This window comes from Pseudomonas abyssi, from assembly GCF_003444685.1.
In the GTDB taxonomy this organism is placed as follows: Bacteria; Pseudomonadota; Gammaproteobacteria; order Pseudomonadales; family Pseudomonadaceae; genus Halopseudomonas; species Halopseudomonas abyssi.
Genome location: NZ_LMAZ01000003.1, coordinates 223,832 through 245,642 on the forward strand (window position 1 = coordinate 223,832; position 21,811 = coordinate 245,642).

Annotated in this window: 17 protein-coding genes; 3 read left to right on the forward strand and 14 right to left on the reverse strand. The window is 62.0% G+C overall.

Annotation, left to right across the window (positions count from 1 at the left end; all coding sequences use genetic code 11):
• Nucleotides 1-183: 183 nt before the first annotated feature.
• Nucleotides 184-1,797, forward strand: a complete 1,614-nt coding sequence (nadB, locus tag ASB58_RS11650) for an L-aspartate oxidase (RefSeq protein ID WP_096003341.1) — start codon at nt 184-186, stop codon at nt 1,795-1,797.
• Here the strand turns inward: nadB and ASB58_RS11655 are convergent.
• Together ASB58_RS11655 and ASB58_RS11660 are read right to left on the reverse strand one after the other, a co-directional pair.
• Entirely contained in the window at nt 1,766-2,218 is a 453-nt protein-coding gene (locus ASB58_RS11655; protein ID WP_096003059.1) for a hypothetical protein, read from the reverse strand. The genes nadB and ASB58_RS11655 overlap by 32 nt on opposite strands.
• Complete coding sequence (locus ASB58_RS11660; RefSeq protein WP_083727316.1) at nt 2,202-2,456, reverse strand: FAD assembly factor SdhE; 255 nt, start codon at nt 2,454-2,456, stop codon at nt 2,202-2,204. The genes ASB58_RS11655 and ASB58_RS11660 overlap by 17 nt, the downstream gene beginning before the upstream one ends.
• A 138-nt stretch (nt 2,457-2,594) precedes the next feature.
• Between ASB58_RS11660 and ygfZ the strand changes: the two genes are divergently transcribed.
• Both ygfZ and ASB58_RS11670 read left to right on the forward strand, forming a co-directional pair.
• On the forward strand, nt 2,595-3,596 hold the full coding sequence (gene ygfZ, locus ASB58_RS11665) for a CAF17-like 4Fe-4S cluster assembly/insertion protein YgfZ (RefSeq protein ID WP_118130924.1): 1,002 nt from the start codon (nt 2,595-2,597) through the stop codon (nt 3,594-3,596).
• 21 nt (nt 3,597-3,617) lie between these two features.
• Nucleotides 3,618-4,451 carry an HDOD domain-containing protein gene (locus tag ASB58_RS11670; protein WP_096003061.1) on the forward strand — a complete coding sequence of 278 codons (834 nt, stop codon included), beginning with the start codon at nt 3,618-3,620 and terminating at the stop codon, nt 4,449-4,451.
• 12 nt (nt 4,452-4,463) lie between these two features.
• Here ASB58_RS11670 and ASB58_RS11675 read toward each other — a convergent pair whose 3' ends face one another.
• From ASB58_RS11675 to ASB58_RS11730, 12 genes are all read right to left on the reverse strand, one after another.
• On the reverse strand, nt 4,464-5,279 hold the full coding sequence (locus ASB58_RS11675) for an enoyl-CoA hydratase (RefSeq protein ID WP_118130926.1): 816 nt from the start codon (nt 5,277-5,279) through the stop codon (nt 4,464-4,466).
• Between the two features lie 58 nt (nt 5,280-5,337).
• The gene (gene ung / locus ASB58_RS11680; protein ID WP_118130928.1) at nt 5,338-6,036 is read right to left on the reverse strand and encodes a uracil-DNA glycosylase; all 699 of its coding nucleotides are present in this window, start codon (nt 6,034-6,036) and stop codon (nt 5,338-5,340) included.
• Nucleotides 6,037-6,369, reverse strand: coding sequence for a PA3694 family proteiin (locus ASB58_RS11685; protein WP_096003064.1), 333 nt, complete (start codon nt 6,367-6,369; stop codon nt 6,037-6,039).
• Nucleotides 6,370-6,381: 12 nt separating this feature from the next.
• Nucleotides 6,382-7,662 (reverse strand): flavohemoglobin expression-modulating QEGLA motif protein, encoded by a 1,281-nt coding sequence (locus ASB58_RS11690; protein WP_096003065.1) that lies wholly within the window; start codon nt 7,660-7,662, stop codon nt 6,382-6,384.
• A gap of 172 nt (nt 7,663-7,834) precedes the next feature.
• Entirely contained in the window at nt 7,835-9,340 is a 1,506-nt protein-coding gene (gene lysS / locus ASB58_RS11695) for a lysine--tRNA ligase (protein WP_118130930.1), read from the reverse strand.
• 81 nt (nt 9,341-9,421) lie between these two features.
• Nucleotides 9,422-10,517 (reverse strand): peptide chain release factor 2 gene (gene prfB / locus ASB58_RS11700; RefSeq protein WP_096003067.1). Its coding sequence is split into 2 segments (ribosomal slippage): nt 9,422-10,444 and nt 10,446-10,517, totalling 1,095 coding nucleotides; the frame shifts between segments, so codons are not numbered across the junction.
• A 75-nt stretch (nt 10,518-10,592) separates the two neighbouring features.
• Nucleotides 10,593-11,018: a hypothetical protein gene (locus ASB58_RS11705; protein WP_235827285.1), complete on the reverse strand. Its 426-nt coding sequence runs from the start codon at nt 11,016-11,018 to the stop codon at nt 10,593-10,595.
• 23 nt (nt 11,019-11,041) lie between these two features.
• Nucleotides 11,042-13,282, reverse strand: coding sequence for a putative bifunctional diguanylate cyclase/phosphodiesterase (locus ASB58_RS11710; protein WP_118130932.1), 2,241 nt, complete (start codon nt 13,280-13,282; stop codon nt 11,042-11,044).
• A gap of 270 nt (nt 13,283-13,552) precedes the next feature.
• A complete protein-coding gene (gene recJ, locus ASB58_RS11715; RefSeq protein ID WP_118130934.1) occupies nt 13,553-15,274 on the reverse strand; it encodes a single-stranded-DNA-specific exonuclease RecJ in 1,722 nt (573 codons plus the stop codon).
• On the reverse strand, nt 15,274-15,813 hold the full coding sequence (locus tag ASB58_RS11720; RefSeq protein ID WP_118130936.1) for a YaeQ family protein: 540 nt from the start codon (nt 15,811-15,813) through the stop codon (nt 15,274-15,276). The genes recJ and ASB58_RS11720 overlap by 1 nt, the downstream gene beginning before the upstream one ends.
• Nucleotides 15,814-15,877: 64 nt before the next feature.
• Nucleotides 15,878-16,561 (reverse strand): phospholipase D-like domain-containing protein, encoded by a 684-nt coding sequence (locus ASB58_RS11725; RefSeq protein WP_096003071.1) that lies wholly within the window; start codon nt 16,559-16,561, stop codon nt 15,878-15,880.
• The gene (locus ASB58_RS11730; RefSeq protein WP_118130938.1) at nt 16,561-21,777 is read right to left on the reverse strand and encodes a DNA repair ATPase; all 5,217 of its coding nucleotides are present in this window, start codon (nt 21,775-21,777) and stop codon (nt 16,561-16,563) included. Before ASB58_RS11730 ends, ASB58_RS11725 begins: the two co-directional genes overlap by 1 nt.
• Nucleotides 21,778-21,811: the final 34 nt, after the last annotated feature.

The following is a 21,811-nucleotide window of genomic DNA, read 5'->3' on the forward strand; positions in this document are numbered from 1 at the left end:
CGCGCTTCTATATACTAGGGAAGCGCCGACGAATTCCATACGCCCCCTGCGCGCACTCCAGGGCGCCAAGACCGAGCGCAAGTGGCCGCCACCAGCAAAGCTGCCGGCGTCACCGACAACGCCAAAGATGCACGCGTGAGCGCTCCCCTGGGCATTCATACCACCCTGCAGTTGAATAAAGACATGACCCAACAACGCCAATACGACGTACTGGTCATCGGCAGCGGCGCTGCCGGCCTGACCCTCGCCCTGCACCTGGCCAGCGACCTGAGAGTAGCCGTCCTGAGCAAGGGCCAGCTCTCCGAAGGCTCTACTTTCTGGGCCCAGGGTGGCGTAGCGGCAGTGCTCGACGATGCCGACACCGTGGATGCCCATGTCCAGGACACGCTGATCGCCGGCGGCGGCCTGTGCCACGAGGACGCGGTCCGCCAGATTGTCGGTGACAGCCGGGATGCCATCGGCTGGCTGGTAGAGCAAGGTGTACCCTTCACCCGCGAGCGCCGGGAAGACGGCAGCGAGGCCGACGACTTTCACCTCACCCGCGAAGGGGGGCACAGCCACCGACGCATCATTCACGCCGCCGATGCGACTGGTGCGGCCATCTTCAATACCCTGCTGCAACGGGCCGAGGAACACAGCAACATCGAGCTGCTGGACAACCGCGTAGCCGTTGACCTGATCACCAGCAAAAAACTTGGCCGCGACGGCAATCAATGCCTGGGCGCCTATGTGCTCAATCGCTCAAGCGGCCACGTCGAAACCGTCGCAGCGCGTTTTACCGTACTGGCCACCGGCGGCGCGAGCAAAGTCTATCTGTACACCAGCAACCCGGACAGCGCCTCTGGTGACGGCATTGCCATGGCCTGGCGCGCGGGCTGCCGTGTCGCCAACATGGAGTTCAACCAGTTCCACCCGACCTGCCTGTACCACCCCAAGGCAAAGAGTTTCCTGATTACCGAGGCACTGCGCGGCGAAGGCGCTCTGCTGCGCCTGCCCAACGGCGATCGCTTCATGCCGCGCTTTGACGAGCGCGCCGAACTGGCCCCGCGCGACATCGTGGCCCGCGCCATCGACCATGAGATGAAGCGCCTGGGTCTGGACTGTGTTTATCTGGACATCACCCACAAGCCTGCCGATTTCATTCGCAGCCACTTTCCGACCGTGCACGAGCGCTGCCTGGCCTTTGGTATCGACATCACCCGCGAGCCCATTCCCGTGGTACCGGCGGCTCACTACACCTGCGGCGGTGTGATGGTGGACAGCACCGGGCGCACTGATCTGGAGCAGCTCTACGCCATCGGCGAGACCAGCTTCACCGGCCTGCACGGCGCCAACCGCATGGCCAGCAACTCGCTGCTTGAGTGCATTGTCTACGGTCGCGCGGCGAGCCGCGACATCCTTGAACGCCTGGCCAGCACCGAGATGCCGACCGCGCTACCAAACTGGGATGAGAGCCAGGTGACCGACTCGGACGAGGACGTGATCATTTCTCACAACTGGGATGAGCTGCGGCGCTTCATGTGGGACTACGTGGGCATCGTGCGCACATCCAAACGCCTGCAGCGAGCCAAGCACCGGGTTGATCTGCTGCTGGCAGAAATCCATGAGTTCTACAGCAACTACCGGGTCAGCCGAGACTTGCTGGAGCTGCGTAATCTGGCCGTGGTTGCCGACCTGATCATCCGCTCAGCCATGCAGCGCAACGAAAGCCGCGGCTTGCACTACACCCTGGACTACCCGGCGCAGCTGGAGGAGGCGGTGGACACTATTCTGCCGCCACCCAGCGCTGGCGACTGAAGCGCAGCCGCAAACGCAGTCGGCGCAGGCTCTCCTCGGAGGCGGCGTCGGCTGGCAGCACCACCGACACCGGGCACCAGCGACCCTGCTCGCGCAGACGCACCACCGTCAGCATGGCACTGACATAAGTATCGGCCAGCAGCCGCGCCGCCACCTCGGAACCATCACGGCGCAGGATGTGCCAGCCCTCGCTATCAAAGCGCAGCCCGGTCACCGAGTGCGGATGGCGCAAGCTGACCTGCCTGGGCCAGACCCAGCCACCGTACAGCAGCACTAGGCCGACACACAGCAGGCTGGGCCACAATGACAGGGCGCTATTGGCGACGCCCAGACAGGCCAGCAAGCTGCTCAACAGCAATACCAGCGCCATCCAGCGCGACGGCTGGCGTTGCAACAACAGATATTCAGTTTGGCTGTACACGGTCCAGAATCATCCTCACGATGCGGCGCAGATCCGGGTCATCCGGTTCACCCCGCTGCATAAACCAGCCGAACATGTCCTGATCTTCACACTCAAGCAGCTGGCGGTAACGGGCCTGGTCGGCTGCATCCAGCGTCGGGTATGCCTCCTGCAGAAAAGGCACCAGCAGCACATCCAGCTCCAGCATGCCGCGACGGCTGTGCCAGAACAAACGTTTCATTTCTATATCGGCCGACATCGGCAACTCCACAAGCTGAGAATTGAACTGCGCATTGCAATTCTCATTATAACGGCAAGATAGCAGCAAGCGGCGCCTGACAAGCACCCGCCCTGCACCCTATGATGTACCACCACACACCAAGGGAACAACGACGGTATGACCTTACACGCCGAGCTTGCCAGCCACTTTGCCGAGGCGAGCGACAGCAGCGACTTCGCCACAGGCCTCAGTCTGCTCGAGCACCAGGGCCTGATCAGTGTGACCGGCGGCGACGCCGATAAATTCCTCCAGGGTCAGATTACCTGTGACCTGCGTGAGCTGGACCAGACGCACAGCAGCCTGGGCGCGCGCTGCAACCCCAAGGGCCGCATGCAGTCGAGCTTTCGCATCTGGCGCACGACCGACGGCATGCTGCTGAGCCTGGCGCGCGAACTGGTCGCCCCGCAATTGGCCGATCTGGGCAAATACGCTGCACTCTACCGCCAGTGCCAACTGGCCGACCAAAGCGACGCCTGGGCAGGCTTTGGCCTGTGGGGCGAGCAAGCCGAACAGGCACTGACGGCGGCCGGCTTTCAACCGCCCGCCGAGGACAATAGCGTCAGCCGCGCGGACGACAGCGTCGCCCTGCGCCTGCCGGGCGCGGCCTATGCCATCTGGACACCCATCGCCGAGGCTGCTGCCTTGCTGCAGACGCTATCCGCTCATGCCTCGCCGGTCAGCGCCAACCAATGGCAGCTACGACAGATCCAGAGCGGCATCGGCCAGGTAACCGGACCCACCTTGGAAGCCTTCATTCCCCAAATGCTCAATCTGCAGCATCTGGGTGGCGTCAGCTTTCGCAAGGGGTGCTACACCGGCCAGGAAATCGTCGCCCGCATGCAGTACCTGGGCAAACTCAAGCGCCGCATGTATCGACTGCTCATGGCAGGCGATGCCCCCCCCAAGCCGGGCACTGAAGTATTTGACCGCGACAGCGGCAAGGCTGTGGGCGACGTGGTGATCGCCGCACGCGGCCACAAGGCCGTGGAATTGCTGGCTGTTTTGCAGAAGGATGCGGCACAATTGGCAACATTGAGTCTGGGCGCAACCGACGGCCCGCTGCTGACATTAAGCGAACTGCCCTACGAGCAGACCTTGGCCGCCGCCGAAGCCGAATAACAGAACGACAAGGGACAAGACATGACTGACCTCGCCCAACGTGTCCATGATGAGCTGCTGCAAGCCATCGAGAAGGATCAACTGGTTCTCCCCACGCTGCCGGAAGTAGCCCTGCGTGTGCGCGAAGCCGCCGAAGACCCGGATGTGAGCATTCCCAATCTGGTACGCGAAATCAGCAATGACGCGGCCCTGAGCGCGCGCCTGATCAAGGTCGTCAACAGCCCGCTACTACGCAGCCGCCAGGAAATCACCGACCTGTCGATGGCGGTCAACCGCATGGGCATCGCCTATACCGCCAACCTGGCAACCGGCCTGGCAATGTCGCAGATGTTTCAGGCCACCTCTGATGTCATCGACCGCAAGATGCGCGAAGTCTGGACACGCAGCACCGAAGTCGCAGGCATCAGTCACGTGCTGTGTCGCCACTACACCAAGCTCAAACCCGACCAGGCGACACTGGCAGGCCTGGTACACCAGATTGGGGTACTGCCCATTCTTAGCTACGCCGAGGAAAACAGCCAACTGCTGCGTGACTCCATCAGCCTGAACCTGGTCATTGACCGCATTCACCCGCTGCTGGGCGATCGCATCCTGCAGGCCTGGGACTTCCCAGAGCCACTGCGCCACGTGCCTTCCCAGCACCTGGACTTCAAACGCAATTCCGCCAGTGTCGACTACGCCGACATTGTTCAGGTCGCCGTCTTGCAGTCCCTGGCAGGCACCCAGCACCCGTATGCGCAGATGGACTGGAGCAACATCAGCGCCTTCGCCAAGCTGGGCCTTGACCCAGTCGCAGAGCAGGAAGACGAAGACCTGTCGGCCGAAATGGAAGCCGCAATGCAACTGCTGGCCTAAGCCAGCAGCCACTCACCGCCGCGTCCACTGCGGCGGTCGCTTCTCCAGAAAGGCGTTGACCCCCTCCAGGGTATCCTCCAGCTCGAACAGGTCGACGAAGCGCTCACGCTCACGCGCCAGTAGCGTATTGATCGGCTGACCGCGCCCGCCCTGAATCAACTCCTTGCAGTACTGCACGGCGACCGGGCTCTGGCGCGACACCTGAGCGGCCAAACGCAGCGCCGCAGCAACCGACTGCCCCTGCTCCACACACTCCTCAACCAATCCGATACGCTCAGCCCGCACACCATCAATCCGTTCACCACAGAGAATCATGCGCTTGGCCCAGCCCTCACCCACCAGCCAGGACAACGCCTGCGTGCCTCCAGCGCAGGGCAACAGGCCGACGCCGGCCTCAGGCAAGCCCAGCTGCGCCTGTCGCTCAGCAATACGCAAGTCACAGGCTAATGCGCACTCCAACCCACCTCCCATGGCATAGCCGTTGATGGCCGCAATAGTCACGCCGGAAAAGTCTCGCAATGCCTCGAAAGCCGCCCCGAACAAGCGGGCCAACTCGCGCGCCCTTGCTCTGTCGCCATCGGCAAACAGCCTCAGGTCAGCACCGGCGGAGAAGAAGCGCTCGCCGCGCCCGGTCAGCACCAGCGCGTAGATATCCGGATCGTTGTTGAGGTGGGACAGAAGGTCGGGCAGACCGTGCAGGCTGTCCGAGTCCCAGGTATTAGCGGGCGGGTTATCGATAGTGACCAGCGCCGTGTGCCCGGCCTTCTGAACTACCAGTTTGTCAGTGCGCGGAACCAGTGCAGTATAGGGTTGCAGTGCATGCTCCATGACGGCCTCCAGCTTGCTCGGTATCTGCTTCCGTTTTAGCACAAAGCCGGCAGAACGGTCAGCCAGGTTGCGCCGGTAAACGCCAGTCGATAGGCGAAAGGCCGTGCTCAACCAGGTACTTGTTGGCTGCAGAGAAATGGCCATTGCCGATAAACCCCCGGTGCGCTGACAGCGGGGAGGGATGCACGGAAGTCAGCACGCAGTGGCGCTGCCGATCAATCTGCTCGCCCTTGCGCTGAGCATAGCTGCCCCAAAGCAGGAACACGCAGTGCTCACGGCGCGCATTAATCACGTCAATCACCTTGGAGGTGAAACGCTCCCAGCCGCGCTTGGCGTGGGACCCGGCCTGTGCCTGCTCAACCGTCAGCACCGCATTGAGCAGCAGAACACCCTGCTCCGCCCAGGACTGCAGACAGCCATGGGGCGGAATGGGCAGGCCCAGATCGCGATTGATTTCCTTGAAGATGTTCTGCAGCGAGGGCGGCGTGCGTACACCGGGCGGCACCGAGAAACTCAGCCCGTGGGCCTGCCCCGGGCCGTGATAGGGGTCCTGACCAATGATCACCACCCGGACCTGGTCCAAGGGGGTGGAGTTCAGGGCATTGAAGACCAGCGGCCCTGGCGGAAAGATTGTCTTGCCGGCCGCCTTCTCCTGCTGCAAGAAGTGACGCAACTGCTGCATGTAAGGCTGTTCGAACTCGCCCTGCAGCTCGCTCAGCCAGCTGTCATCCAATTGAATTGGCCGCTCACCCGCCATTTATTCCTCCAGCGCCGGAACCACCTGATTGACGCAACGCACCACCCGGTCGCGGCTGTCACGCAGCACGCCGGACAGGCCATTCATATGACTGGCATGCAGCACCAGAATGCCGTCGACACACTCAGCCTCGTGCTTGGCCGGGTTGCTGCGCAGATTACCCGCTTCTTCAGAGCCCACCGTGACAACGCGGTACTCAGCCAGTTCAAGGCCCTTCTCCGGATTGACGAAGTTGAGATAGCCATACAGATGCAGCACCGCAACGGTCAGCACCACAGTGACAATGGCGGTAAGGATAAGGGGCAGCTTGTTGATTTCTTGCGCTTGCGACATCAGTTACTCCGCTTACAGAATATTCGCGTAGTCGGCTTCGACCCGCTCCAGACTGAGATTGTTGAGAAAGCCCGAGAAGCACATCCAGGCACTCAGGGCGTTCAGATCAGCGAAGGGTGCCGGCAGATAGCGCGGCGGCACCACCAAACCCTCTTCGACCAGTTGCCCCAGGGTGCGCATGTCTTCCAGCGTGGTCTTGCCACAAAACAGCAGGGGAATCTGCTGCAACTTGCCTTTGCGCACCGCCAGCTGAATGTAGTTATAGGTGAGGATAAAGCCCTTCAGATAGACCAGATCCTTGGTAAACGGCAACCCCTCGCTGGACGAGCCGCGAAACACCCGACTGGCGTTGTTGTAGCTGTCATCGCGCGAATAGCCTTCATCCCGGTAGAACTGGAAGACATCCAGGAAGTTGCCCCCGGTCTCGGCAATCTGAATCGCCCGAGTGCGGTCGGTCAGCTTGCGCAGGCGGGCCGGATAGGAGTTGAAGGTCAGCACCTCCATGAGGATGGCCAGCCCTTCCTGCGTCACCGTCGACGACGGTGGTCCCTTGGCCAGGAAGGTACAGATCGGCTGATGCTGACCATTCAGACTGGTCGCCACATGCACCATGCCCTCATGCACGGCGAGGATATTCAGGTCACGCTGATTGAATAGTGCATCAGTGCGAATCTTGATGTAATCCGCGCCAGCGGCGGCGTCAGCGACAATCCCGTCGGATTCGAATACCCGGACCGCCTGATCATCCGGAAAGGCCTCGTTCATACGCGCCTGCAGGATCTGCACCGCTTCTGCTGCGGCAATGGTTTTCGGCTCACGGGCCAGATCGGTGCGGGCGATGTTCTTGAGTGACTCACTGAGCGCGATACCCAGATCGGTCAGGGTTGGATCGCCCGCGTGAAAAGCGTCAGAGGCCGCGCCGTAGAGCTCTTGCGAAATCAGCCCAAAGTCCTGGGTACCGCGCGCCTCCAGCATGCGGATGACCATGCGGTACTCGCGGCACATGCGGCGCATGATCTGCCCCACCGGGTTGAAGCTGCCCAGCTGGCGGGTGATGTCGCGTTCGATATCCTGAAAGATCTGCCGCCGCTCGGCCGGGTCAAAGCCCAGCGGGCGCTGGGCATAATAATCCGCCGTCACCTCGGGCAGCGCCTTGCAGCGCTTCTTGAGGAAGGTGTCGCGGATGCCGTCGTCCCACTTGATGGCATCCAGCACCCGAATCGGCGCCTGCGCCTCGACAATGCGGTCGGACAGACTGCGGATGACCAGCTGATACTGCTCACTCTGTTTCACGGGGGGGCTCCCTTGGGTCGCAGCTGCAAGCTACAAGCCGCAAGCTATAAGCTGTCCGTGCATTCACGCAATCTCGCGGACTACACGGACAATCTGATGCTCATCATAGTCCTGCACAGCACGAACTACTTGCCGCTTGAAGCTCACAGCTTGCAGCTGGCGGCGAAGCCGCCTATGCCGTTTCTGGCCGCATATGCGGAAACAGGATGACATCACGGATCGACGGCGAGTTGGTCAGCAGCATCACCAGACGGTCGATGCCGATGCCTTCACCGGCGGTCGGCGGCATGCCGTATTCCAGCGCGCGCACGAAGTCGGCATCGTAGTGCATGGCTTCGTCGTCACCGGCATCCTTTTCGGCGACCTGCGCCAGGAAGCGCTCGGCCTGATCTTCGGCGTCGTTAAGCTCCGAGTAGGCGTTGGCGATCTCGCGGCCGCCAATGAACAGCTCGAAACGGTCGGTGACGTTCGGATTCTGGTCGTTGCGACGCGCCAGCGGCGAGACTTCGAACGGGTATTCGGTGATGAAGTGCGGCTGCTCCAGCTTGCTCTCGACCAGCTCTTCGAAAATCATCACCTGCAGCTTACCCAGGCCCTCGTGGCCGAGCACCTTGGCACCGGCCTTCTTGGCAATCTCGCGCGCTTTCTCGACGTCATTGAGATCGTCGGCGGTAATGTCCGGGTTGTACTTGAGGATCGAGTCGTACACGGACAGACGTACGAAGGGCTCGCCGAAGTGGAACACCTTGTCGCCGTGCGGCACATCAGTGGTGCCCAGCACCGCCTGCGCCAGCTCACGGAACAGCTCTTCGGTCAGGTCCATGTTGTCGCGGTAGTCCGCATAGGCCTGATAGAACTCGAGCATGGTGAATTCGGGGTTGTGGCGGGTCGAGACGCCTTCGTTACGGAAGTTGCGGTTGATCTCGAACACCTTCTCGAAGCCGCCAACCACCAGCCGCTTGAGGTACAGTTCCGGCGCAATGCGCAGAAACATCGGCATATCCAGCGCATTGTGGTGGGTTTCAAATGGCTTGGCCGCCGCGCCACCCGGAATGGTCTGCAGCATCGGGGTTTCCACTTCCAGGAAGCCTCGATCGTTAAGGAAGCGACGGATGTGCGCGATCACCTGCGACCGCACGCGGAAGGTGTGGCGCGCTTCCTCGTTGACGATCAGGTCGACATAACGCTGACGGTAGCGCTGCTCGGTGTCGGTCAGGCCGTGATGCTTATCCGGCAGCGGGCGCAGGGATTTGGTCAGCAGACGCACGTCCTTCATGTGTACATAGAGATCGCCCTTGCCGGAGCGCGCCAGAGTCCCTTCAGCGGCGATGATGTCACCCAGATCCCAGGTCTTGATCGCTTCCAGAGTCTCGGCCGGCAGCCCCTTGCGGTCAACATAGACCTGCAGACGGCCGGAACTGTCTTGCAGCACCATGAAGGCGCCACGGTTAAGCATGATACGTCCGGCTATCTTGACCGGGATGGCCGCCGCCTCCAGCTCTTCCTTGCTCTTGCCCTCGTACGCCTTCTGCAGGTCGGCGCACAGGCTGTCGCGACGGAAGTCGTTAGGGAAGGCAATACCCTGTTCGCGCACAGCGGCCAGTTTGGCCTTGCGCTGGGCGATCAGCTGGTTCTCTTCCTCGTGTTGGGCTTGCAGGTCTTGCGGCTGGTCGGTCATGTCGGTGAATCCCGGAAAAATACTGTTCGGTTGTGGGCCCGCAGCGCGCGGGCCATGACAAATTATCGTGCGGCGGCTGGCTTACAGGCCCATTTTCAGGCTGGCCTCAATGAACTCATCAAGGTCACCGTCGAGTACCGCGTTGCAGTTGCTGTTCTCGATACCGGTGCGCAGATCCTTGATACGCGACTGATCCAGCACGTAGGAGCGGATCTGGTGGCCCCAGCCAATGTCAGACTTGGTGTCTTCCAGCGCCTGAGCAGCCTCGGAGCGCTTCATCATTTCCAATTCGTACAACTTGGCACGCAACATCTTCATCGCGTGGTCCTTGTTGGCATGCTGCGAGCGCTGGTTCTGGCAGCTGACCACGGTATTGGTCGGAATGTGCGTAATCCGCACTGCCGAATCGGTGGTGTTAACGTGCTGACCACCGGCGCCGGAGGAACGGTAGGTATCGATGCGCAGATCCGCCGGGTTGATATCGATGTCGATATCGTCGTCGATCTCGGGGGAAGCAAACACCGCCGAGAATGACGTGTGGCGACGGTTACCGGAGTCAAACGGGCTCTTGCGCACCAGGCGGTGCACGCCAATTTCGGTACGCAGCCAGCCGAAAGCGTATTCACCACGAATATGCACGGTGGCACTCTTGATACCGGCAACCTCCCCCTCGGACAGCTCGACAATCTCCGCATCAAAGCCGTGCTGGTCCGCCCAGCGCAGATACATGCGCAGCAGGATATTGGCCCAGTCCTGCGCTTCGGTACCACCGGAGCCGGCCTGAATATCCAGGTAGCAGTTGTTGGCGTCCATATCGCCACTGAACATGCGGCGGAATTCGAGCTTCTCCAGCGCTTCTTGCAGTCGCTGCAACTCAGCTACCACATCATCAACCGCGCCCTGGTCATCCTCTTCGGCTGCCATTTCGAGCAGCTCGCCGGCGTCAGCAAGGCCACCACTCATCTCATCAAGGGTGCCGACAATCTCGGCCAGCTGCGCGCGCTCGCGCCCCAGGTTCTGGGCACGCTCGGGTTCATTCCAGACGCTCGGGTCTTCCAGCTCACGCTCTACTTCGGTCAGACGATCACGTTTGTGATCGTAGTCAAAGATACCCCCTGATGGTTTCAGAGCGGCTGCGCAGATCTTTGATGGTGTTCAGAATCGGATTGATTTCCATGGTGACGGACCCCGGCAGGCAAAAGCCGCCATTATAGCGGAAATCAGGCGTCGAGTGCAGCGCTGCGCCACCGGCTCAGGCGCGACTGGCGAAGGCGCGCAGAAACACCAGTGCGCCTACGCCCCAGAGGGCGTTGAGCACAAAACCAATGACAAAACGCGGCACAAACTGCTGCCAGTCCAGCCCGTAGCCCTTGAGTGGAAAGACCACCAGCAAGGCCACCAGCGTCAGGGCCACGCCTCCAAACAAAGCCGCCTTGAGCCACAGCCATGGCTTACCCATGCGTGACAATGCGACCACCAGCACCAGGCCCCAGACGCCGCCCCAGAAAGCAGACGACAGCACCGCCGGCACACCCAGGGGTTCGGTAGGACTCAGGGAAAACGCAGGAAAGGGCACCACACCGGCCGAGTGCAGCAGTCCGAGGGCCGGCTGATGAAAACAGAACACCGCCAAGAAACCTGCCGCAAAGGCCTGCGCTGCATGCCGCATGACTGTCATCGCTCACTGCTCCCGGTGCATTTTTATTGCACTATAGCAGGCGCCGGAACCGCCTCCTGCCCGCCCTCTTCGGCTTGCTCAATGGTCGAGAGGCGCTGCAATACCGGGTGAATGGCCAGTGCAGACTGGGGACGACTGAACCAGTAACCCTGCACAAACTGGCAACCCTCGTTGTGCAGAAAGTCCATCTGCTCCGGGGTTTCGATCCCCTCGGCAATCACGTCCATCTCCAGCCCCCGACCCAGGCCGATAATTGCTCGGCTGATGGCTTTCAGACGTTCGTCGTTGGGCGCCTTGGTGATAAAGCTCTTGTCGACCTTGATGATGTGCAGCGGATAGCGGTGCAGATAACCCAGAGAAGAGAAGCCCGTACCGAAATCATCCAGCGCAATACGCACGCCCATGCTCTCCAGCTCACGCAGCGTGGCCAGGGTTTCCGGGCCGTCGCGCATCAACAGGCTTTCCGTGATCTCCAGCACCAGGCTGGCCGCTGGCAGACAGGTTTCCTTGAGAATCAGAGCGACGCGCTCGGCAAACCCCGGCTCCTGAAGCTGCCGGCTGGACAGGTTGACCGAGCAACGCAGCCCCGCCAGTCCCTGCTGGTGCCACTGGCGAACCTGCGTGCAGGCCTGACGCAGCACCCACTCGCCAACGGCCACAATTTCCCCGGACTCTTCCAGCACCGGAATGAACTGATCCGGCGACACCAGCCGCTCGCCCTGCCACCAACGCAACAGCGCCTCGACGCCGACGACCTGCGCCCGGCCGGCGGAAACCTGAACAATCGGCTGGTAATAGAGCTCGAACTGATCGCGTGCCAGCGCCTCACTCAGCGCGTTCTCCAGGTTCAGGCGCTGAGTCGCCTCCTCCTGCAGGCTGTCGTTGTACAGCGCCAGCTGACCCTTGCCGAAGGCCTTGGCCCGATACAGCGCCAGGTCGGCCTCGCGCAGGGCATCCTGCTCATTGCCACGCCCGGTCAGCGGCGCCACGCCGATGCTGACGCTGACAGCAAGGCGGCGTGAGCCCGCAATAATGGGATACTGCAAGGCGTGCATAATGCGTTTGCTGACCAGCTCGGCATCCAGCGGTTTGGCCATATCATCCAGCAGCACGACAAATTCATCGCCACCAAAGCGCCCCAGGTGGTCCCCGGGCCGCAGGCAGCGCTCGATCCGCTTGGCGACCTGAATCAGCACCTGATCCCCGGTCTGATGCCCAAGACTTTCGTTGATCAGCTTGAAGCGGTCCAGATCGATAAACAGCACCGCCGCATGCCGCGCGCCGGGTTTGGCCTGTCGCTGCAGCGCTTGACTCAGCAGCTCGCCAACCTGCTGACGGTTTGGCAAGCCGGTCAGCGCATCATGCAGCGCCTGGTGCGCCAGCGCCTCTTCGGTCTGCTTGCGCTGGCTGATATCGGTCAGCGAGCCGGCAAGCAGGTGCTCGCCATGCAGATCCGTCGCCATCACCGCGCGGATCATCACCCAGATCAGGCGCCCCCAACTGTCGCGCAGCTCGCACTCGTAATGCAGAAACGGCTGACGCCCCTCCCGATGAGCCTGCACCGCTGCCAAGAACCGGCCCCGCTGGCTCTCCGGGATCAAGGCAGCCCAGTCGTTCAGAGTGCGAGGCGCGCGAGCCGCATCCAGGCCAAGCATGGCCAGCCAGCGCTCGGACAGATGCAGGCGATCTTCCTCGACATGCCACTCCCACAAGCCATCGTTGGCGCCACGCACCGCGCGTGCATAGCGATCCTCGCTGGCCTGCAGCGCCTGCTTATCGGCGGCGACATAGGTATCGGCGGTCAGGGTAATGTCGAAGAAGGCCGCCTTGAGCAGGCAGCCATAGAGCTGCTCGGCCAACTTGGGCTCGGCATGCCAGTGACGACCAATGGCCTTGTGCATGAAGTCCAGATAGAAGTGAAAGGCCGACAGATACCATTTCAGATCAATCCCAAGACGCTCGTGGGTCAATCCAACCAGCACCCGCAAACGCACGTACTGCATATCGTAGGGGCCGCGCAGTAGTTGTCGAAAATAGGCCTGCTGCTGACCTTTGAGGCGCTCTACCCGCCCGGGATCGGCAAGCAGCGCGGCGCTGCCCTCAAACCGTCCCAAGTGAACAAACAGCGCTTCAATACAATCGGCATGCAGTCGATCCAGCGCCGTAAGGTGAGCAGCCAGGCAAGCAAATTCGGGCTCGCCGATCAACAGCAATCGCAAGCGCTCACGCACTTCGTTCGGATTCAGCCCGAGTTGGCGCTGCATGTTAAGCAACTGCTGTTTCAAATCCGGCACTGCCAGGCCCCCAAACTGGCCCGAGCAACGCCGACCAGATGTGATTCAATCTACATTCTTGTATCAGGCATCAAAAACCAAAGTGCCATCAAGGTCAATCCCTGCCACCCGAATGGGCTAAGACCTGGCTGTTTGTACACAATCCGCTTTGCAGTTTGATGGCGTCGGGTACGCGGGGGCCCAGTGCCCACAAGCGCACCCGCGACTGGTTGCGAGGGAGAGAGAAGCGTCGGAGGAGGCTCAGCCAGGCTCCAGGTGCCGCACCATAAGTTGCAGGGTTCGACGACCGCGAAACTCGTTGATGTCCAGCGTGTAGGCCAGCAGCACGTGGCGCGCGGCCGGGTTCGGCCAGAGCTGCGGGTCGATATTGAAGGCGATGGCGTCGAACACCTCGGCACTGCCGGCGGTGCGCAGCAGCATTTTCAGATGACGCTCACCCACCAGCCGCTGCTGCACCAGCTCAAACTCGCCATGGAACAACGGCTCCGGAAAGTGCTGCCCCCAGGGTCCGGCTTCGCGCAGCGATGCAGCCATATCCAGGGACAGTTCGGCCGCCTCAAGTTGTCCGTCCGACAACAGCCGCCCGGTCAGGTCCTCGGGCTGCAGCTGACGCCGCACCTCGGCATCAAAGGCCGCTGCAAAGGCCGGAAAATCGGCTTCGCGCAGGGACATGCCGGCCGCCATGGCATGCCCGCCAAACTTGCTGATCAACTCGGGATGCCGTGCGGCCACCGCGTCCAGCGCGTCGCGAATGTGCAAGCCGGGAATAGAGCGAGCCGACCCCTTGACCATGCCATCGCCCGCATCGGCAAAGGCAATCACCGGTCGGTGGAAGCGATCCTTCAGGCGTGAAGCGAGAATACCGATAACGCCCTGATGCCATTCGGCATCGAACAGACATAGCCCAAAGGGCAGGTCCTGCTCGTCGAGCTGCATGGCCTCCAGGGTCTTCAGCGCCTGTTGCTGCATGTCGCGCTCGATGGCCTTGCGGTCGCGATTCAGTCCATCCAGCTCACGCGCCATATCCAGCGCCAGCCCCTCGTCCTCGGTCAACAGGCACTCGATACCCAGACTGATATCGTCCAGGCGCCCCGCCGCGTTCAGGCGCGGACCGACGATAAAGCCCAGATCGGTTGACACCAGGCGCTCGCGCGGCCGGCCGGCCACCTCCAGCAGCGCGCGAATGCCGGGGCGGCAGCGGCCAGCCCGAATACGCGCCAGCCCCTGGTGCACCAGTATGCGATTGTTGGCGTCCAGCGGCACCACGTCGGCCACGGTACCCAGCGCCACCAGATCCAGCAGCTCGGCGAGGTTGGGCTCTGATCGCCCGGTTTCGGCAAACCAGCCGCTCTCACGCAGGGCCGCCCGCAGCGCCAGCATGACGTAAAAGATAACTCCGACACCCGCCATTGCCTTGCTCGGGAAATCGCAGCCCGGCTGGCTGGGATTGACGATGGCGTTGGCCTCGGGGAGTTGCGCACCCGGCAAATGATGGTCGGTAACCACCACCTGCAGGCCGGCGGCCCTGGCTGCCGCTACGCCCTCAATACTGGAGATACCGTTATCCACGGTCACCAGCACGTCCGGGCGACGGGTCAGCGCCACCTCGACAATTTCCGGCGTAAGGCCATAGCCGTACTCAAAACGGTTGGGCACCAGGTAATCCACCTGCGCCGCCCCCAGCTGCCGCAGGGCCAGCACGGCGACGCTGCTGGCGGTGGCCCCATCGGCATCAAAGTCACCCACAATCAGTATCGAGCGCCGCTCGCGCAGCGCTGATTCCAGCACTGCGACCGCCTCCGCTATGCCGCGCAGCCCGCTGTAGGGCAGCAACGCCTGCAAGCGGCGATCAAGCTCGGCCTCGCTGAGCACACCACGGGCAGCGTAAAGCCGACTGAGCAGTGGCGGCAGCTCCCCGAGCGCCGGCAACACCTCGGGCAACGGGCGGGTTTCGATGCGCATCAGCGCTGCCCCTGCAGCCACTCCAGGGTCAGCTCGTGCTGCTGGTCGCCATCGCTGACGTACAGCACGCCGTCGCTGATCATGACACCCCAGTCGATGCTGCGCGGCAGATCGGTCGCCAGCGCCGCCAGTGGCTCCTCCGGCAGTACCGCAACATTCAGGTTACCGAGCGTCGCGACCGCTGACAGCTGCTTGCTCTCCCAGACGCGGGTACTGCCGTAGACCAGCACGGATACTTTCTGGGCGCGGCGCGAGCACCAGGTCATGCGATCGGCGTCCGGCTGACCAACCTCGATCCAGTGCTCGACGCGGTCATCCAGGGTCTTGAGCCACAACGCGGGCTCGTCAACATCCGACAACCCACGGCCAAACGCCAGACGCTCCTGATACCAGAGGGCGTAGGCCAGCAGCCGCACCGCCAGCCGCTCTTCGGTCTCGGACGGGTGCCGCGCCACAGTCATGCGCACGGTCTCATAGATGCCCAGATCGGTATCGGAAATGTTCAGCTGAACCTTGTAGGGAGTTGCCTGCAATGCCATGGAAAGTGTCCTGTGGGAAGCCGGGCGGCAGTGTACCGCATCCACTGCACCGACGCCGAACCGCTCACACGGCGAAGCGCTCCCAGAGGTCCTCGAATTCACGCACGTAATCGGCCACCAGCGGCGCATGGTCGATCACCAGCAGATTCTCCTGATTGTAGTCACTGGCACTGCGTGTCCAGTTGAAGCTGCCATTGAGCAGCAGCCGTTCATCAAACAGCGCGAACTTGTGGTGCATGTGATACGGGCCGGGGTCGACGCGCAGCGGAATGCCTTCATCGCGCAGCATGGCAATATCACTGCCCATGTCATGCTGCTTTTCATGATCGCTGATAATCCGCACCTTGACCCCGCGCTGATGGCAGGCCAGCACCGCGCGGCTCAGGCGGTCATCCGAAATGGTGAAGACGCAGATGCTGAGGCTGTCACGCACCTGGTTGCACAAATCCAGAATCCGCCGCCGGCAGCTCTCGCCCGGACTAAAATGCGCACTGGCCACCTGCACGTCGTTGACTTGTGCGCTATCCAGCGTCTTGACCACCTGCTCCAGCCATTTCAGCGCCGGCAGCACGTTTTCCGGCTCGGCGGCAAGCTCACGTACCAGTGCAAAGGCGCGATTGCGCAAAAAACGGATACGGTCAGGCTCAAGGCCGCCACCCAACTCGCGCAGTTCCACCCGCTCTTCATTGCTCAGACGCAAATCCGCCACGCTGTCGCGCAACACCTGGTCCAGTTGTTGAAAGTCCATCATGGCTTGCTGTCATCCTGATCATCTAGGGTCACGACCTTCAGTTGCCGAACAATGTCGAGCAACTGCGTCTGCGCCTCCCGCCCGGCCACCACCTGGCGATCCATCACATCGGCCAGCGGCGTCACCGTGGCACGCATGCTGTCGGACAGACCGTCGAGCATCTGTTGAATCAACTGCTGGGGCGGCATCACCACACGTACCTTGGGGCTCAGCTTGTGCAGCGACTGCAACGCAGCGAGCAGCTCGTCCCAGGGCACCGCCACCTCGGACTGCCCAGAACCGGCCAGCGCGCGCACGCTCTGCACCAGATCGTTGAGCTGGCCAACAACGCGCTTGCCGACATCCGCGTCATCGCCCCCCATGGCGCGATTACGCAGGAAGTCCGCCTTGATCTGCTCCCAGCGCTCGGCACGCTCTGCATTCAGGGTGCCGCGCAACTCGGCCAGCTTGAGCAGGTTCTCCTCGGCGCCGGTGGTGAGCAGCTGCGACTCGCCCTGGTAGTGATCATCGACCAGTTGCTGCAGCTCCTGCTCGTTCATCACCGCGGAGACCTTCTCCGCCAGCTTGTTCATGTTGCGATAGCTGCCCTGCAACTTGAACGGCGGCTCGGTGCGATAGCGATCATCCTGCGCGGCGCTGGCGATGTACTGCTGGTTCACCCGCAGCACCACGTCACGTAGCTGCATCATGCGCTGCAGGGTGGCAACCATGTCGTTGATCTCGGCCGCGCTGTAGTCGTAACTCAACTCATTGGCAGAGAACGGCTTGCCTTCGGCCTTGGCCACCAACCGGTAGAGGTCATTCAGATCGCGGCCAGCCAGCGGCGCAAGCACCGAGTTTGAGGTCAGGCTGTTCTCGATATAGCTCAGCGCGAACACATCGTTCATGCCGGCCAGGGTATCGCCGAGGTTATAAATATCAGCGCGGTTGGCCAGCATGTCGGGGATACGGAATACCTCACCCGACTCGGTATAGGGGTTACCGGCCATGACCACGGCAAATTTACGGCCACGCATATCGTAGGTGCGCGTGCGCCCCTTCCAGACACCCTCGATGCGTCGCGTGCCGTCACAGAGCGAGATGAACTTCTGCAAAAACTCGGGATGGGTATGCTGAATGTCGTCGACATACAGCATCACGTTGTTGCCCATCTCCAGTGCCAGGTTCAGTTTGACCAGCTCCTGCGCCGCTGTCGCATCCGGTGCCTGCGCCGGATCCAGCGAGCGCACCTCATGCCCCAGCGCCGGACCGTTGATCTTCATGAACACCAGGCCCAGCGCATGCGCCACGTACTCCATCAGCGTGGTCTTGCCGTAACCGGGCGGGGAAATCAGCATCAGCAGACCGTTCAGGTCTGAGCGCCGCCCCTCACCCACGGTCCCCATCTGCTTGGCCAGGTTGTCGCCAATCACGCCTAGATACACGTCATTGATCAGCCGGTTGCGCACAAAGGAGGTCAGCGGGCGCGGCTTGAACTCGGCCAGGCGCAGCGTCTTGCGCTGCTCATCCAGCAACTGCTGACGCAACTGTTGATAGCGCTCCAGACCCGGCTGAAAGTCCTGCCGGTGCTGACGCAGACGAGTAAAGAACTCATCCACCGCCAACGTCAGGGCTCCGTCCTGCACGCGTGGGTGCTGCCCCAGCAGGCCAGACACCTCGAATCGCAGATCCACCTCAACAACGGTCACCGGAACCTGCGATTGCAGCAAGCAAAAGGCCACCGCCTCGGGCACGTAGCGACGCAGCGGGGCAAAGGCCTCCTGCTCGCACAGACCAGAAAACCAGTGCTGCAAGAACTGCCACTGCTGTCCTGGCGCACCGGCCAGGCACTCTACCGACTGCATGCAGCTGTCCCACAGACCGAGTGGCGCCAGATGGTCCTGCAGGCCGTCATAAAGCTGCTGGGCATACCTGCTGACTTGCCAGACCGGCTGCGGCTCGGCCAGCCACTCGATCAACCAGGCGGCTGCGGCTTCCAGCGTTCTCATGTCAGCGTCGATCAAACGCTCTTGCAGCCACTCAGCAAGGCTGGACTGCATCTCGCCCTGCAACGCCAGCAGCGCGTCATCACGTCCGAACAGCTGCCGGATCTGCAACACGGCCGCAGCGCGTTCGGCCCAGCCGGATACCGCCGGCGAATCGGCACTCTGCACCCAGAACAACATGGCCAGCGCCCGGGCCTGCGGGTCAAAACGCAGCAGGCCGGCACTGGCGAGCAGCGGCAACAGCTGCGCCAGAATCAGCGCAGCATCGTGATCGTGAATACCCTTCTCGTAACCCTCGCGATAGCGTGGCGTCGCGATCTCGCGCAGCGTGCGTACCAGCTGTTCAGGTTCAAGCAACTGCTGATGCAACAGCTCCATGCTCAAGCCCGCCTCTGCCCGCTGGGCCAGCGCAATGACCTCACCGGCGAGGTACTCGGCGCGATAGAGCTGCGGGGACTCGGACAGCAGACCGCCATCCCAATAGTCACGCAGCCCGTCCAGCTCGTCGTTGACCAGCGGCCCAAAATAGTCGGTGCCCGTCAAATGCAGGCTCAGCGAGTCGCCACGGGGCAGCAGGGTCAGGTCCAGTTCCTGGGCGTTGACGCTGAAACGGTGACGCGGCCCCAGCCGAATGACATTACCGCCACCTTCGAACAGTTCACGCTTGTCGCGCAGACCACGCACTGCCTGATCCCGCGCGCCCTTGAGCCGCGCCTCGATATCATCCGCCTTGACGTTGTCGTGCAGCGCGCGCAGCCGCTCGATCAGTTCACGCAGTTTGAGAATCAGCGGGTCGGTGGCAAAAAAGGCGTTCAGCAGATCCGGCTCGGTCAGCCGCCCGGTGCGCCGGGGCAAGCTGTCGATGATGCGCACGGCGGCGTCCTGCAGACCCTGGGCACGGCGCTGGCGCTCATCGAGCAGACGCTGGCGATGCGCCTCGAAGGTCTCGAGCAATTCTTCGCGCTTGTCGAGGATGTCACTCAGAAACGCTTCATGCCCCCCGAACTGGCTTTCCAGCTCTTCGAGCTGAACCAGCAGGCGCGACAGCTGCTCATCGCAGCTTTCCGGGTCCTGAGCCTGCGCCAAGGCATTGGTAATGGCCTGGCTGAACAGCTTGAACTGGGCACCAAATTGCGCGACCTGCTCTGCCGACCCCAATGACTTGCGCCGCAACTCAGCTCGCGCCTTGGACTGGTTGAGCTTGGCATACAGCTCGGAGATGGCCTCAACCACGCGGGTGCGCTGGGTAGCGTCGTCAATACGCAGCGACGCCATCAGCTCGGACAGCATGTCCAGCCCCGCCGCCATCGCGGTCAGCTGCTCCAGCGGTTCAGCCAGCTGGGTGACCGTTTCAGCCTGCTCGGCGCTGGCATCCAGCTCCTGCAACTGCTGGTGATAGGGCGCCAGCGCCTGCTCGCCAGCCAAAAAGGCAGACACCTCTGCGGCCAGTCGCTCGTGCTCGGCCAGCAGCTGCGCCTCCATCTCGTCGATCTGCGCGACATCGATGTAGCGGTACTCGCGAATGGTGAGCAGCTTGCCGCGCTGGGCATTGAGTGCCCCCAGCGCATCGACGTAGGCCTGAACATCGGTGAATTCCTGCACCGACAGGCCCGACATCAGCTCCTGCTGACGTGTCTGCGCCTCCGTCATGGCCCGCGCGGACTGCTGACGGATACTTTCGACCTTCTCGAACTCGTCCAGCACCATGGCCGCGCTGGAGGATATCTGCCGCAGCAGGGGGGCAACGCCGCCGCAGGCCTCATCACTGAGCCAGTAATAGGCGTCAAACAGGCGCTGGGTTTCCTGACACAGCAGTGCGTAGCGTTGCAGCGAGACCTCATTGCTGTCGATCTCACGCGCCAGGTTCAGCAGGTCAGACACACCGCGCACCAGCTCGGCGTTACCTATGCGCCCAAAGAAACCGCCACGTTGCGGCTGAGCGGCGGCGTGCTCGTCGGTATAAAAAGGCGTCTGCCAGACCTGCATCGGGTGAATGCGCGTCGGCTCATCGCCTTCGGCAGAAAAGATCACCATGCGCCCGTCAGCCAGCCGCGCATGCCCATGGCCAAATTGCGGGCTCTGCAATTCACGACTGATCAGGTTGTAGGTAAACAGCGCCGAACGGCCCTGCTCGGGATGATAGAACACGTACTGCACATCCTCGCCGTTGGGCGAGCGGACAGAGCGCTTGAAACGCATGCCGGCCATGGGCTGATCAAAGGTGCGGTACTCGCCACTCTGCAGGTAGCAGCCACCCGGAAAAATGATGCCGTGATCTTCCGGCAACTGCACGCAGGCCTGCCCAATCGCATCGATACGCTGAACCTTGCGGGTCAGGGTGTTGAATACCAGGTACCGCCAATGCTCCTCGCGGTAAGGCAATACCTTGAGCAGGATCAAGGTACCCAGGTGGGCGTACTCGATCTGCACGTCATTCAGCGATTGGGTCTTGTCGGCGACCGCCTCGCGGTAAATGCCCAGGCCGTCCTCGGTGTTGTTCTCCACCTTGATGGTCAGATCACCACCCAGAGTGTCGACAAACAGGGTATCGAGAATATTGAAATGCGAATGCCGCCCCTGCACCACGCTGTCGCGGCCAACAGGCGTCCACTCGAAGTCGAACGGGCGCGGCAACTCAATATCGCGTTCACCGCGGTTATCAATGTAACGGACCCGACCACCGTCGGCGGACACCGACCAGCGGAAGACCCGCACATCGCTGATCCGCTCTCCAATCTGGAACGCGGCCAGCAACTTGCCGTCGCGCACGCTCAGCTGCAACAGGCGGGTATGCTTGTAATAGCGATACAACTCGTCAAAGTCGTTGACGAAGCTGGCCTCGGCCAGAAAACTCCCGGCCAGATCGACGGGCTGGGCGTCGTACCCGTCATCTTCCTGTACCAGTCGATACAGAGAGAAAACGTCCTGGACCCGGGTTTCCTGCTTGAGCCCGATGAACACGTTGTAGCCGAACAGCATCAGTCCGCCGACCTGGGCGATATCGCGTGCGATGCAATTGTTCTCAGTGCGCACGCGAGTGCGACCAATCACCTCGATCGGCTGACTGCCAAATTCCTGCTGCCGCTGGGCATTCAGCGCCTCGGCCAGACCGGCAAGTTGCCGGCCTTGCTCCAGCAGCCGCTTATGCAGCACCTCGTAGGCACCACCTTCAGCTACAGCCCGATCAACCAGGCCCTGTGCCTGATTTTCGCCTGCTGACTCTGACATCCTCGTCATTCCCGAATTGGCTTAGCAATGCAAC